This window comes from Sinorhizobium sp. NFACC03, assembly GCF_900103435.1.
Lineage (GTDB): Bacteria > Pseudomonadota > Alphaproteobacteria > Rhizobiales > Rhizobiaceae > Ensifer.
Genome location: NZ_FMXF01000010.1, coordinates 77711 through 90173, shown reverse-complemented (window position 1 = coordinate 90173; position 12463 = coordinate 77711). Strand labels below are relative to the sequence as shown.

The following is a 12463-nucleotide window of genomic DNA, read 5'->3' as shown; positions in this document are numbered from 1 at the left end:
AATGTACCGGAAATGGGACGGAATTGGGACTTGGCCGATCACGTCCGTGGGTCGGTTAGGCTGCTCCTTGGCGGTCAGCGTGGCTTGCGGAACCAGGCATGCAGGAAATCGACCAGCGTCCTGACCTTGGCCGGCAGATAGCGGCGATGCGGATAGATCGCATAGATGCCGCGGTCGCGCGGCAGGAAATCGTCGAACAGTGTCACGAGTTCGCCCGCCGCGATCTTCGGCCGGGCAATGAAATCGGGAATGACCGCGACGCCCATGCCGGAGACGGCGGCCCTCAGAGCGGCAAGCGGACTGTTGACCTCGATCGGGCCGCTGACCGGAACGGTGAAGGCCGAGCCGTCGGACTCGACGAAGCGCCAGTTGGAATAGGAGCGGCCATTGGTGTCGAGAATGCAGGGGAGCTTGGAAAGATCGGCCGGGTGTTCGATCGGGCCTGATTTCTCAAGAAACTCCGGCGCGGCGCAGATCAGCACCTGGAAATCGTCGAGCTTGCGGGCGATAAGCGTGGAATCCTCCAGTCGCGTTATGCGGATGGCAGCGTCGAAGCCTTCCTCGACGAGATCGACGAAGCGGTCGTCCGAGACGATCTCCAGCGAGAGCTCAGGATGCTGCTTGCCGAAGTCGATGAGCGACTGGCCGATCTCGGCATCGACGAAAGTGCGCGGCGCTGTGATCCGCAGCCGTCCCTTCAGGTCGGAGTTGTTGGCGCGCACGAGATCGGCAAGGTTGTCGATCTCCTTCAGGATTTCCGAGGCGGTGCGGTAATAGGTATGGCCGGCTTCGGTCAGCGAGAATTGCCGGGTGGTGCGGTTGAGCAGCAGCGCACCGAGCTCGTCCTCGAGTTCGCGCACATATTTCGAAAGTAGCGCCTTCGACTTGCCGACGCGCCTGGCGGCGGCCGAGAACCCCTCGGCGTCCACGACGTCGATGAAGGCGCGGATGCGGGTGAGTGTGTCCATGGCAATCTTTCTTTCGTGCTCTCAATCGCGTTGCGCCGATTCGATGCGAACGCCTCTTTTCGCGCCGATGATGCCGGCGGCAGATTGTCCGTCGCTTGCGCCTGATGCACCGGTTTCGGCGGATGCCGGCGCATGCTGAAAATAATGACCCTTTTCAATAATTTACAGCAGTGATCGATCCGGCGCAGTTCGTTCAATGTTTGTGAACACCGCCAGTTTTGCCTGCTTGGAAAAAAATTCAACTGCCAGTGCGAAAAAACTCTTGATTGCGACAGGCTTTTTTCTTACCTACGCCCTTGCCCAAAGTCGCACGTGCCTGTGGGTGTCCGCCGACCCTCGATTAGGTGAGGGTATCGGTAAGGTACCTGGAACTAACCCCTCCAGTCGCTATTCCGGCCAACCGGGAAATGCGAGGACATCTTGAAGCAACGACGGTGCGGGCCTTTCTGGTGTCTGCCGGCTTTCCAACAGCCGGGGTTACTGAAGAGGCACACCTTCATTGCCGGAAGTGCGGTTGGGTTATCCCCTCCAATCCATGGCAGACAAAGCCGAATTGAAGCCTAGGCGGGCTTTGATTCACCGTTCGCGCATCGAGCGCATGCATGGTTCCGGGGTCTCCACCGGCTGGTTCCAGCGCATGTGCGCGTATGCCCTTTGTCCTCCGCGAAAGCGGAGCATTTTGGATCAGGGGAATATGGCCATGACCACGGCACGCATCATCGACTTCATCAACACCCGACGACCCGAAGGTCCTTGCCTCGTTGTCGACCTCGACGTCGTGCGCGACAACTTCAAGGCCTTCCGCCACGCGCTGCCCGACAGCTCGATCTATTACGCCGTCAAGGCCAACCCGGCGCCGGAAATCCTGCGCCTTCTCGCCGGTCTCGGCTCCTCGTTCGATTGCGCGTCCGTCGCTGAAATCGAAATGGCGCTCGATGCCGGTGCGACCCCGAGCCGCATTTCTTATGGCAACACCATCAAGAAGGAGCGCGACATTGCCCGCGCCCATGCGCTTGGGGTCAATTTGTTCGCGGTCGACAGCCACGAGGAAGTCGAGAAGATCGCCCGTGCCGCTCCCGGCGCCCGCGTGTTCTGCCGCGTTCTGACCAATGGCGAAGGCGCCGAATGGCCGCTGTCACGCAAGTTCGGCTGCGTCCCACAGATGGCTGTCGACGTGCTCGTCTATGCCCATCAGCATGGCCTCGTCTCCTACGGCGTCTCGTTCCATGTCGGTTCGCAGATGACGAAGCTCGACGCCTGGGATGCGGCTCTCTCGGATGCCAAGCGCGTCTTCGTGCAGCTTGCCAAGCGCGGCATCGAGCTGAAGATGGTCAACATGGGTGGGGGCTTCCCGACGAAGTACCTGAAGGACGTCCCGACGGCGGAAGCCTACGGCCAGGCGATCTTCAGTGCCCTGAAGAAGCACTTCGGCAACAACATCCCGGAGACCATCATCGAGCCCGGTCGCGGCATGGTCGGCAACGCCGGCGTGATCAAGGCGGAAGTCGTTCTGGTGTCGAAGAAGTCGGACAACGACGCCCATCGCTGGGTGTTCCTCGACATCGGCAAGTTCGGCGGTCTCGCCGAAACCATGGACGAGGCGATCCGCTACCCGATCCGCACGGCGCGCGATGCCGACGAAATGGAGCCTTGCGTTCTCGCCGGCCCGACCTGCGATTCGGCTGACGTGCTCTATGAGAAGAACATGTATCCGCTGCCGATCACGCTTTCGATCGGCGACGAGGTTCTGATCGAAGGCACCGGCGCCTACACGACGACCTACTCGGCCGTCGCCTTCAACGGCTTCGAGCCGCTGAAGGCCTACGTAATCTGATCCGGATTGCTCCCGTCTTCGGGCGGGAGCGCCATTTCACAATTTTTGTTCGGTCCGCCTGAAGCGGTTTTGATGACGGGAGGCCCCGATGGCCGCTGTTGTTGACGCCCTGCGCGCATTCTTTGCGCCCACTACATTTGTAATCGATGCCGAAAATCCGGGCGACGTCGTCGCGCGCGAGAACCTGCTCGACCGTGCCATGGGGCCGGAGCGGCGCCGCAAGTCGTCGGAAAAGCTGCGCAGTGACCGGCTGCCGGCCGAGGGCCTTGCCTTCGTCGCGCGTGATATCGACGGTCATGTGATCGGCACGGTGCGTCTCTGGAACGTTGAAGCCGGTGTCAACCGCGAAGGCCATGCCCTGCCGGCATTGCTGCTCGGTCCGCTCGCGGTCGATCCTGATCATGAGGGCAAGGGCATCGGCGGCATGCTGATGCGGGCGGCGATCGAAGAGGCCAAGAACCGCGGCCATGGCGCGATCCTGCTCGTGGGCGACGCCGCCTATTACGAGCGCTTCGGCTTCTTCGCGGGCCGCACGCAGCACCTCGTCATGCCCGGCCCGTTTGAGCGCAACCGGTTCCTGGCGCTCGAGCTTCGGGACAACTGGCTTGAGGGCGCTGCCGGCCTGATCGTCGCCAGCGGCCGTAAGCTGACGATGCCGCCGGTCCGCCGCGCGGCTTGATACCCCTTTCCGCCTCCAACCCTGCGGAGGCGGATTTTTCGCTGCTCCCTCGCTGGTCCGATGCGACCGGTGAGGGAGCAGACGCCCCATGGGCCGCGCGCTCTCCCGATGATTTCCTGATCTTCCTTGACAACGCGGCGTCGCTGACCTGTCCTTGCGGACAAGGCCTCGTTGCAAGTGCATGGAAATCTCCCGCATGGATCCGTTCATTCTCGGGGCAGCGACCCTGCTGCCCTTTCTGCTGACATCCTTCATCATCGAACTGACGCCCGGGCCGAACATGGCCTACCTCGCCATGGTTGCGGCTTCGGAGGGGCGTCGGCCCGGCATGGCGACCGTTGCCGGCGTCGCGCTCGGCCTGGCACTCGTGGGCTTCGCCGCCTCCTTCGGGGTTGCCGAGTTCGTCGGTCAGTCGGACACGCTCTACGGCGCACTTCGCTGGGCTGGGGTCGGCTTCCTGCTCTATCTTGCCTTCGACGCCTGGAACGCCGACGGCGAGGAGGCCGGTCCGAGCGGCAAACCCGCATCCTTCTATTTTCGACGTGGCCTGATCACCAATCTGCTCAATCCGAAAGCGGCCCTGTTCTTCGTCACCGTCCTGCCGACCTTCGTTGACGACGCGCGGCCGCTGTTGCCACAGAACCTGACGCTTGCTGCGATCTATGTGGGCGTCGCGACTGCGGTGCATGCCGCGATCGTGTTTCTGGCAGGCGCATTGGAACCGGTCCTCAACTCGCCGTCACGCGAACGCCTGGTGCGACGCGTGCTCGCACTGATGCTCGCGGCCGTGGCGATCTGGTTCGGGTGGTCGACGCGACGCTAGGGGTGCCCGGGCAAAGGACCGACTAGGTCTCCGTGCGCGCGTCGTAGCCGACGAAGGCAAGCTTGTTGCCGTCCGGGTCGCGCACATAGGCCGCGTAGAAGCCGTCTCCGTATTGCGGGCGGAAGCCCGGTTTTCCCTCTTCGCTACCACCGCGCTCCATTGCGATTTCGAACAACCGGTCGATCAGCCCGGCGCTTCCCACCAGGAAGGCCGTCATGGCGCCGTTGCCGACCGAGGCGGGACGCGTGTCGAAGGGGTAGCAGGCGAAGAAGCGCGGCGCCTTGTCGTCGTCCTTTCGGCCCCACGAGGACACCTGCTCGTCACAATAGCAGCGTTCCTGGCCGATCAGCGTCATCAGCGGATCATAGAAACGCTCTGCGCGTTTCAGGTCCGTCGTCCCGACCATGGTGTAGCCGATCATGCCTGTCTCCTCGCCTTGCCCGTCTCGGTGGCAAGTCGTCTCACACCTGCTCCAGGCACGCAACAGTGGCAATCGGGATTAGAAGGAGCCACCGATACGCGCAACGATGGTGTTCGCGCTGTGTTCCCGTGGATCGCATGTGCCTCAAGACGAGAAGCGGATGGTGTCCTCGGCGCCGTCCGCCTTTTTGTGCGTTACTGCCCCCTTGAGAAAGGCGCGGCCGCGTTCGGACAGGCGATAGCCGACGGCTAGGCTTTCGGTGAGGCCGAGTTCCTTCAGTTTGCGGATGCGCCTCTTGAGTTTCAGTTTTTCCATGCCGATGGCGGCGCTCAATTCCGTGGCGGTGGCTCCGTCGCAGGCAGCGATCAGCGTGAGCACCGGTCTCGTCCAGGCCATGCCCGCGCTGCGGTCGAAGTCATCGAGCTTGCGGCCGATCTCTGCCCGTTCTTCGCTGCCGAAGTCGGACATTTCCCGCAGCGTGATGCGCGGATCGTCGCCGGCTCGGTGGAAGGCGATGCGATAGCAGCGGCCCTCAAGAGAGCGCCGAGGTCGGCAAAGCCGGCCTTGCGCGCGTCGCCGTCGGTGATTGCGCCTTCCTCGATCTCGTCGACGGCATCGATGGCGAGAACGCCGACTGCGGTGCGCAGCGTACCACCGGCCCTGACCGTCGGCTTCGTCCAGCGTCGGAAGGCCAAGGTCACGTCGCCGCTGGCGATGGCTGCGAGCACGTGCTGACGAAACAGCATTTCAGGCGGTGGCGCGGCGATAGAGGGCGAGCGAGCCGGCGAGCGCCAGTAGCGCGCCGCCACAGAGTCTATCGAGCCAGACGGCGCCGGAGTGCTTGAGGAAGGCCGCGGCCTGTGCACCGAGCAGCGCGTAACCGAACATCACGGCAAGATCGACCGAGGCGAAGACGAATGTCAGGGTGGCATATTGTGGTGCTTGCGGCGCCGCGGCGTCGATGAACTGCGGCAGGAAGGCGGTGAAGAACAGGTAGCCCTTCGGGTTGGTGACGGCGACGAGGAAGCTCTTGACGAAGATGGCGACAGCGGAAACGGGATGACCGGAGCCGCTTGCCTCGGTTGCGACCTGAATCGTCCCTTTCGACCGCAACAGCATGATGCCGAGAAAGGCGAGGTAGGCGGCGCCCAGCCATTTGACGACGGTGAACCAGAATTCGGAGGCGGCGAGCAGGGCGCCGAGACCGAGTGCGACGGCGCCGATCAGCACGAAATCGGAGAGCACGGCGCCGAGCATGCCGGCGGTTGCGCGTCTCACGCCATAACGCGAGCCGTTGGTGAGCGCGAGCAGAACCGTCGGGCCCGGTGTCGCGATGCCGATGAAGGCAACCAGCGCGAATGCGAGTATCGTTATGTCGGTCATGATGTCCTCCCTCGTCGTGTCCCGTAGTCGTCCCACAGCTCTTGCGCCTGTGCAATCGCCTTTCGTGCGGGCGTGAAGGCTGCATTTCCAGGCGAGGTTTGACAGCCGAGACGGCATCCCCTATGGAAACGGCAGGGTGAAGGTCCCTGCCGTCCGCGAGCGTCATGCTTTGGTGAAGTCCTTCTTCGAGACACGGTCAGCCGAAACGGCATGCGAACCGGTGGCAATGCGGGCTCCCATCTCCAAGGAATGCATGCCGCTGCAGGAGACCCTCTCATGACGCGCGGAACAACCACGCTTCCCTCACTCGATGCCCTAAAAGATCAGGCCAGGCGCTTGCGTACCCGCCTTGCTGCCGAAGGCGAAACCATCGGCCATTCCCGTTCGCTTGAATTGATCGCCGCCCAATACGGCTTTCGCGACTGGAACACGCTGCACGCTGCCGTCGGCAACCGGCCGCCCTTCAATCCCTGGATGCTGGGCTCGCGGGTGAAGGGGCGCTATCTCGGCCAGGCTTTCGAAGGCGAAATCCTGTCGGTGCAGGCGCTGACGGCGCAGCCGGGGCGCTATCGCCTGACGATGAAATTCGACGAACCGGTCGACGTCGTCACCTTCGAGAGCTTCTCGGCCTTCCGTCAACGGGTCACTGCGACGGTGGATGAGACGGGTCGGACGATCGAAAAGACCTCGAACGGGCTTCCGCAACTCGAACTCGATTGGTGAGACTGGCGCTCGTCGGGCTTTGCCACGCGGATGAGCCCGCTTCCGGTCCGTGCAACGGCTTCCGATCAACGTCCCCGAAGCGCGTGCTTCCGGGGACGTTTTCGTTTCAGGGCCGATCGCAGGTGCGGCCTTGGCCGAGTTGTCCCGTGGGCCGGAAGATCGCTCGATTTGCAAGTTAATTGCGAATGAGTTGCATTTGCATTATTGATGTAGCTGCAAATGATTTGCAAAAGCATGTGGCGCATTGCTGACGTATGCCGATCGCAGCGTGGCGCGCGGGTTATCCAATCGAGAGAGGGCCGAAAATGGACAAGCCGACAAGACCAGACCTGCTCCGAAGGCGGAGCCTTCTGATGGGCGGGCTGGCGGCGGCGGGCGGGACCGCGATCTGCACCAGCGCCACCTTGGGCCAAGAGCAGGCGAGCCATGCCGGTCATGCTGCGCCGGCGGGGGCCACCACCCAGGACCCGATGCCTGCCATGGGGCATGGGGCGATGATGACAGTCGGCGATGTTGACAGCGCAGCCAACGGCTTCGATCCGATCGACATGCTGACCGATTGGGAGACCGGGACCGTTTCAACGCTACCGGACGGGCGGACGCTACGCACCTTCGAGATGAGGGCGGAGGATCGCGAGATCGAGATCGCTCCCGGCATCAAGTTTCCCGCCTGGACCTATAACGGCCGTGTCCCCGGGCCGGCGCTGCGGGCGAAGGAGGGTGAGCGGCTGAGAATCGTCTTTCGCAACTATGCGTCTCATCCGCACTCGATCCATTTCCACGGCATCCATGCCGCACGCATGGATGGCGTGCCGGGTGCGGGCATGGTCGATCCGGGCGATGAGTTCATTTACGAGTTCGACGCCAAGCCGTTTGGCTGCCATCTCTATCATTGCCATGCGATGCCGCTGCGCCGGCATATTCACAAGGGCATGTACGGCGCCTTCGTCATCGACCCGGATCCGGAGCGCCGGCCGGAACATGTGGACGTCGCCCGCTCCCGACTGCTCGGCACGCCGGAGAATGCCGGCTGGCAGGAACTGGTGATGGTGATGAACGCCTTCGACACCAATTTCGATGCGGAAAACGAGTTCTACGCGGTCAACACCGTCGCTCACGCCTTCATGAAGCGGCCGATCCGGATCGTGAAGGGCAAACCGGTGCGCATCTATCTGGTCAACGTCATCGAGTTCGACCCAATCAACTCGTTCCACCTGCACGCCAATTTCTTCGACTATTACGATCAGGGCACGACGCTGACGCCGACATTGAAAACCGTCGATCTCATCACCCAGTGCCAGGCACAGCGCGGCATTCTCGAATTCACCTTCGCCGAGCATGAGCCCGGTCTTTACATGTTCCACCCGCATCAGACCGAGTTTACCGAGCTCGGCTGGGTCGGCATGTTCGACGTGGTGGAGGCGCTGGCATGAACGAGACCCTGCCGAGAGCTGCTATCCGCGCGGCAAAGACCAACCTGGTGTGGCTGGCGCTGCCTCTCATCGCCTTTGCCATTGCCGTTGCCTGGATTCTATCGGCCGATCCGTTGTCAGGATTCCGCAATGGCGCGCCGCCTATCGAAAACCTGACCTTCGAAAGGACCGTGCTCGACGATAGCGGCCTTCGCCTCCTTGTTCGCGCCGGTGGATCCGAACCGATGACAGTGGCGCAGGTTCAGGTGGATGACGCCTATTGGCAGTTCACCCAGGATCCGTCGGGGCCGATCGCGCGGGGCAGGGCAGCATGGCTGAACCTGCCATTCCCATGGATGCTGGGCGAGGCGCATGCTGTGAAGGTGGTGACCAACACCGGGGCCACGTTTGTGCACGACATTGCCGTCGCCGTGCCGACGCCGCAGGCAACGACAGGCCAACTGCGACTGCAGGCGCTGGTCGGCATTATCGTCGGCATCGTGCCGGTGGCCGTCGGCCTGATGTTCTATCCGGTGCTGCGTGGCGTCGGCCGCGACGGCATGGCGTTCCTGCTGTCACTGACGATCGGCCTGCTCGGCTTCCTGCTTGTCGATGCGAGTGCAGAAGCGCTCGAACTTGCCGGCGAGGCGGCCGCGATCTTCCAAGGGCCGGTCATGGTGGTGCTGGCGGGCTTGGGCAGCTTCCTCCTGCTGATAGCGATCGGGCGGCGAAGCGGTGCGCCGGCCGGGCTTGCGCTTTCCACTTACATCGCGCTCGGGATCGGCCTGCACAATCTCGGCGAGGGGCTGGCGATCGGTGCCGCCTTTGCGGCGGGGTCGGCTGGGCTCGGTACCTTCCTGGTGCTGGGCTTTGCGCTCCACAACGTCACCGAGGGCATCGGCATTGCCGCTCCGATCCTGAAAAAGAGGCCGTCCATCTGGACGTTCATCGGGCTGACGCTGCTTGCCGGCGGTCCGGCGGTGATCGGCATGTGGCTCGGAAGCCTTGCAACCTCGGCGCAGTGGTCGGCGTTGGCGCTTGCGGTTGGTGCAGGGGCGATCTTGCAGGTGATCATCGAAGTCGGCGCCTATCTGATGCGGCAAAGCGAGCGCGGGCGCGACGTGTTCCTGACGCCGCCTGTTCTGGCCGGTCTCGCGACCGGCGCCGCCTTCATGTTTGTCACCGCCGCGCTGGTGAAGATCTGAAGCGGGAGCGGGTCTGACGCGGGCCGAGATGGATCAGACGATCGTCTGGTCCATCTCGGCCGCCGGCACCTCGTCGACACGGTGAATGCGCACCACCGTTGCCGGCACGCCCGCGACCGTGGTGCGCGGCGGCACGGACTTCAGGACGACGCTGCCGGCCGCGACCTTGCTGTAGGCTCCGACCTCGATATTGCCGAGGATCTTGGCGCCGGCGCCGATCATGACGCCTTGGCGTATTTTTGGATGCCGATCGCCGGTTTCCTTACCGGTGCCGCCGAGCGTGACGTTCTGAAGGATCGAAACCTGGTCTTCGATCACGGAGGTCTCGCCGATGACGATGCCGGATCCATGGTCGAGCATCACCGCCTTGCCGATTGCTGCGGCCGGGTGGATATCGGGACCGAAGACAAGCGAGGCGAGGTTCGAGAGCCAGTTGGCGACTTGCCTGCGGCCATCGATCCAGAGCCGGTGAGCCGCGCGATAGGTCTGCAGCGCCTGGAAGCCCTTGAGATTGAGGAGGACATGCAAGAGGCCCGGGCAGGCGGGGTCACGCTCCATCACCGCCTGGAGGTCCGCCTCGGCAGCGCGCAGAGCTGCTGCATCGGCGTCGAAGACGTCCGAAAGCAGCTGCGCCAGCGACCGTTCGTCGACACGGGCGACGGAAAGATGGGAAGCGAGAACACCTGCGAGCACCGCCGCATCCGACCGCGCCTCGGTGATCAGCCGCAGGGTTTGCTCCATGACCGGCTCGCGCATGGCGAGCGCCCGGGCTTCCGCACGGATGCGGTTCCAGATTTCGCCGTCCGCCAGAGGCACAACGGCCGAGCCAGCATAGAGTGGAGCTTCTGCGCCTGCGGTCATTGTTCGCCTGCTACCCCGCGATATCGACGACACCGCAGTCACCCTCGGCCGAGCCGAAGACGAGCTGCCGGCCGTCCTTGTTCCAGGCCATGGCGGTGATGGCGCCCTTGCCGGGGCGGCGCAGCAGCACTTCCTTGCTGTCGGCAAAGCGCGCGCCGAGGATCATGCCGTCCTGATAGCCGATCGCGACGATGTCTTCGGCCGGATGGCAGCAGACCGAGGTCACCATGATGTCGGCGCGGGTGCCGAGTTCCAGCGGCGCCTTGCCCATCGGGCCGTCCTTGCCCTGGAAGGGCCAGACGATCGCGGCCGGGGCGCCCGAGGAGGCGAGCCATTTGCCCTTGGCTGACCAGGAGACCGACTTCACCTTGGCGGGATAGCCGGTCATGCGCATGTGGCGGGCTTCGGCGCCGGGCTTGGCGTCGAGTTTCCAGCCGTGCAGCGCGTTTTCCTGCATTGTCGTCACCAGGAAGCGGCCGTCCGGCGAGAAGGTGACGCCGGTGTGGGCACCTTTCCACTCGAGATCGATCGGCTGGCCGGAGGTGCCGACCCAATGCAGCGACACGCCATTGTAGCGGGCAGCGGCGATGCGCAAACCCTTCGGCGCGAAGGCGAGGCCCTCGACGGTGCGTTCCTCGGTAAATTCCTTCGTCGTGCCCTCCGCAAGACGCACATGCGTAGTCTTGCCATAGGCATAGGCGACGGCGCCTTGCGGGCCTGTCGCAACTTGCGCGATCCACTTGCGTGGCGCTTCGGTGACCAGCGAGGTGGTGCCGTCGGCGGCCGTACGCATGACCTTGCCGTCCTCGCCGCCGGTCAGCAGCGTGTCGTTGGCGTCGTCCACCACGAGCGACAGCAGGCCCTCATGGACCTCCGTCGTCTTGTGGCCGAGGTCGAGGCGATGGATCGCACCGGTGGCTTCGGCGAAGAAGGGGACGCCTTTGAGAAAGGCCACGCCGACGACGTGACCTTCGAGATCGAGGGGAGCGACAGTCGGCATCAGTTCGGCTGCGCCTCGCAGGCTTTGAAGGTGCGCTCGAGCTTTTCACGATCGAGGTCACGGCCGATGAAGACGAGGCGGCTTTCGCGCTTTTCGCCTTCCTTCCACGCACGCTGGTGATCGCCCTCGATGATCATGTGCACGCCTTGAACGACGTAACGCTCGGCATCGCCAGCAAAGGCGATGATGCCCTTCAGGCGCAGGATGTTCGGGCCGTCCGTCTGGGTGATCTTCTGGATCCAGGGGAAGAAGCGATCGGGGTTCATCTCGCCGCCGCGCAGCGAGATCGACTGCACCGTCACGTCGTGGATCGGCGAGGGGGCATCGTGGTGATGATGATGGTCGTGATCGTGGTCATGATCATGATGGTCGTGATCATGGTGGTGATGGTGATGATCGTGGCCGCAATCCGGACCGCAGGTGTGATCGTGTTCGTGATCGTCCTGGTCGAGGAAGTGCGGATCGTTTTCTAGCGCCCTTTCCAGGTTGAAGGCGCCCTGATCGAGGACCTTGGCAAGATCGATGTCGGAGCGCTGGGTGCGGTAGATGCGGGCCGACGGATTGATGACGCGCACGGTCGCTTCGATGCGCTCCAGTTCCTCAGGTGTGACCAGGTCGGTCTTGTTGAGCAGCACGACGTCGGCAAAGGCGATCTGGTCTTCGGCCTCGCGGCTGTCCTTTAGCCGCAGCGGCAGGTGCTTGGCATCGACCAGCGCAACGACCGCGTCGAGCTCGGTCTTGGCGCGCACGTCATCGTCCATGAAGAAGGTCTGGGCGACCGGCACCGGATCGGCAAGGCCGGTCGTCTCGACGATGATCGCGTCGAAGCGGCCGGGGCGGCGCATCAGGCCCTCAACCACGCGGATCAGGTCGCCGCGCACGGTGCAGCAGACGCAGCCGTTGTTCATCTCGTAGATTTCCTCGTCGGATTCCACGATCAGGTCGTTGTCGATGCCGATCTCGCCGAACTCGTTGACGATGACCGCGTATTTGCGACCATGGTTCTCGCTGAGGATGCGGTTCAAAAGCGTCGTCTTGCCGGCGCCGAGATAGCCGGTGAGCACAGTGACGGGGATCGGCTTCTGCGGGGATGTTTCGGTCATGGGAACCTCTAGGATTTCCGGATGCGGCGGGCAGGCATCCAAGTCGGGTTT

Annotated in this window: 14 protein-coding genes; 6 read left to right on the top strand and 8 right to left on the bottom strand. The window is 63.5% G+C overall.

Annotation, left to right across the window (positions count from 1 at the left end; genetic code table 11):
* Nucleotides 1-74 precede the first annotated feature (74 nt).
* A complete protein-coding gene (locus BLU35_RS14930; RefSeq protein WP_093233556.1) occupies nucleotides 75-968 on the bottom strand; it encodes a LysR family transcriptional regulator in 894 nt (297 codons plus the stop codon).
* 694 nt (nucleotides 969-1662) lie between these two features.
* Between BLU35_RS14930 and odc2 the strand changes: the two genes are divergently transcribed.
* The 3 genes from odc2 (at nucleotide 1663) to BLU35_RS14915 (ending at nucleotide 4304) form a co-directional block, all read left to right on the top strand.
* Nucleotides 1663-2802 carry an ornithine/lysine decarboxylase gene (odc2, locus tag BLU35_RS14925; RefSeq protein ID WP_286161525.1) on the top strand — a complete coding sequence of 380 codons (1140 nt, stop codon included), beginning with the start codon at nucleotides 1663-1665 and terminating at the stop codon, nucleotides 2800-2802.
* An 88-nt stretch (nucleotides 2803-2890) separates the two neighbouring features.
* Nucleotides 2891-3481, top strand: a complete 591-nt coding sequence (locus BLU35_RS14920) for a GNAT family N-acetyltransferase (RefSeq protein ID WP_093233555.1) — start codon at nucleotides 2891-2893, stop codon at nucleotides 3479-3481.
* A gap of 196 nt (nucleotides 3482-3677) precedes the next feature.
* On the top strand, nucleotides 3678-4304 hold the full coding sequence (locus BLU35_RS14915; RefSeq protein ID WP_093233554.1) for a LysE family translocator: 627 nt from the start codon (nucleotides 3678-3680) through the stop codon (nucleotides 4302-4304).
* A gap of 22 nt (nucleotides 4305-4326) precedes the next feature.
* Here the strand turns inward: BLU35_RS14915 and BLU35_RS14910 are convergent, their stop codons facing one another.
* The 4 genes from BLU35_RS14910 to BLU35_RS14900 form a co-directional block, all read right to left on the bottom strand.
* On the bottom strand, nucleotides 4327-4725 hold the full coding sequence (locus BLU35_RS14910) for a VOC family protein (RefSeq protein WP_093233553.1): 399 nt from the start codon (nucleotides 4723-4725) through the stop codon (nucleotides 4327-4329).
* A 144-nt stretch (nucleotides 4726-4869) separates the two neighbouring features.
* On the bottom strand, nucleotides 4870-5103 hold the full coding sequence (locus BLU35_RS35925) for a hypothetical protein (protein ID WP_210185137.1): 234 nt from the start codon (nucleotides 5101-5103) through the stop codon (nucleotides 4870-4872).
* Nucleotides 5091-5471 (bottom strand): ASCH domain-containing protein, encoded by a 381-nt coding sequence (locus BLU35_RS35920; protein ID WP_210185136.1) that lies wholly within the window; start codon nucleotides 5469-5471, stop codon nucleotides 5091-5093. Before BLU35_RS35920 ends, BLU35_RS35925 begins: the two co-directional genes overlap by 13 nt.
* Before the next feature lies 1 nt (nucleotide 5472).
* On the bottom strand, nucleotides 5473-6108 hold the full coding sequence (locus BLU35_RS14900; protein ID WP_093233552.1) for a LysE family translocator: 636 nt from the start codon (nucleotides 6106-6108) through the stop codon (nucleotides 5473-5475).
* A 276-nt stretch (nucleotides 6109-6384) separates the two neighbouring features.
* Here BLU35_RS14900 and BLU35_RS14895 point away from each other — a divergent pair, with 276 nt between their 5' ends.
* The 3 genes from BLU35_RS14895 (at nucleotide 6385) to BLU35_RS14885 (ending at nucleotide 9448) form a co-directional block, all read left to right on the top strand.
* Complete coding sequence (locus BLU35_RS14895) at nucleotides 6385-6831, top strand: glyoxalase superfamily protein (protein ID WP_058325263.1); 447 nt, start codon at nucleotides 6385-6387, stop codon at nucleotides 6829-6831.
* A 305-nt stretch (nucleotides 6832-7136) separates the two neighbouring features.
* On the top strand, nucleotides 7137-8264 hold the full coding sequence (locus BLU35_RS14890) for a multicopper oxidase domain-containing protein (protein ID WP_093233551.1): 1128 nt from the start codon (nucleotides 7137-7139) through the stop codon (nucleotides 8262-8264).
* On the top strand, nucleotides 8261-9448 hold the full coding sequence (locus BLU35_RS14885; RefSeq protein ID WP_058325261.1) for a ZIP family metal transporter: 1188 nt from the start codon (nucleotides 8261-8263) through the stop codon (nucleotides 9446-9448). Before BLU35_RS14890 ends, BLU35_RS14885 begins: the two co-directional genes overlap by 4 nt.
* Nucleotides 9449-9481: 33 nt before the next feature.
* Here the strand turns inward: BLU35_RS14885 and cysE are convergent, their stop codons facing one another.
* Genes cysE through BLU35_RS14870 form a run of 3 tightly spaced genes read right to left on the bottom strand, consistent with a single transcriptional unit; the run spans nucleotide 9482 to nucleotide 12412 of the window.
* Nucleotides 9482-10309, bottom strand: coding sequence for a serine O-acetyltransferase (gene cysE / locus BLU35_RS14880; protein ID WP_093233550.1), 828 nt, complete (start codon nucleotides 10307-10309; stop codon nucleotides 9482-9484).
* A gap of 10 nt (nucleotides 10310-10319) precedes the next feature.
* Entirely contained in the window at nucleotides 10320-11309 is a 990-nt protein-coding gene (locus BLU35_RS14875) for a WD40 repeat domain-containing protein (RefSeq protein ID WP_058325259.1), read from the bottom strand.
* Nucleotides 11309-12412, bottom strand: coding sequence for a CobW family GTP-binding protein (locus BLU35_RS14870; protein ID WP_093233549.1), 1104 nt, complete (start codon nucleotides 12410-12412; stop codon nucleotides 11309-11311). Before BLU35_RS14870 ends, BLU35_RS14875 begins: the two co-directional genes overlap by 1 nt.
* Between the last annotated feature and the right edge of the window lie 51 nt (nucleotides 12413-12463).

Coding starts and splice junctions, on each gene's coding strand:
- BLU35_RS35920 (WP_210185136.1), bottom strand. CDS start 5,471: ATGCTGTTTCGTCAGCACGTGCTCGCAGCCATCGCCAGCGGCGACGTG.
- BLU35_RS14885 (WP_058325261.1), top strand. CDS start 8,261: ATGAACGAGACCCTGCCGAGAGCTGCTATCCGCGCGGCAAAGACCAAC.
- BLU35_RS14870 (WP_093233549.1), bottom strand. CDS start 12,412: ATGACCGAAACATCCCCGCAGAAGCCGATCCCCGTCACTGTGCTCACC.
- BLU35_RS14920 (WP_093233555.1), top strand. CDS start 2,891: ATGGCCGCTGTTGTTGACGCCCTGCGCGCATTCTTTGCGCCCACTACA.
- BLU35_RS14930 (WP_093233556.1), bottom strand. CDS start 968: ATGGACACACTCACCCGCATCCGCGCCTTCATCGACGTCGTGGACGCC.
- odc2 (WP_286161525.1), top strand. CDS start 1,663: ATGGCCATGACCACGGCACGCATCATCGACTTCATCAACACCCGACGA.
- BLU35_RS14875 (WP_058325259.1), bottom strand. CDS start 11,309: ATGCCGACTGTCGCTCCCCTCGATCTCGAAGGTCACGTCGTCGGCGTG.
- BLU35_RS14895 (WP_058325263.1), top strand. CDS start 6,385: ATGACGCGCGGAACAACCACGCTTCCCTCACTCGATGCCCTAAAAGAT.
- BLU35_RS14910 (WP_093233553.1), bottom strand. CDS start 4,725: ATGATCGGCTACACCATGGTCGGGACGACGGACCTGAAACGCGCAGAG.
- BLU35_RS14890 (WP_093233551.1), top strand. CDS start 7,137: ATGGACAAGCCGACAAGACCAGACCTGCTCCGAAGGCGGAGCCTTCTG.
- BLU35_RS14915 (WP_093233554.1), top strand. CDS start 3,678: ATGGATCCGTTCATTCTCGGGGCAGCGACCCTGCTGCCCTTTCTGCTG.
- BLU35_RS14900 (WP_093233552.1), bottom strand. CDS start 6,108: ATGACCGACATAACGATACTCGCATTCGCGCTGGTTGCCTTCATCGGC.
- cysE (WP_093233550.1), bottom strand. CDS start 10,309: ATGACCGCAGGCGCAGAAGCTCCACTCTATGCTGGCTCGGCCGTTGTG.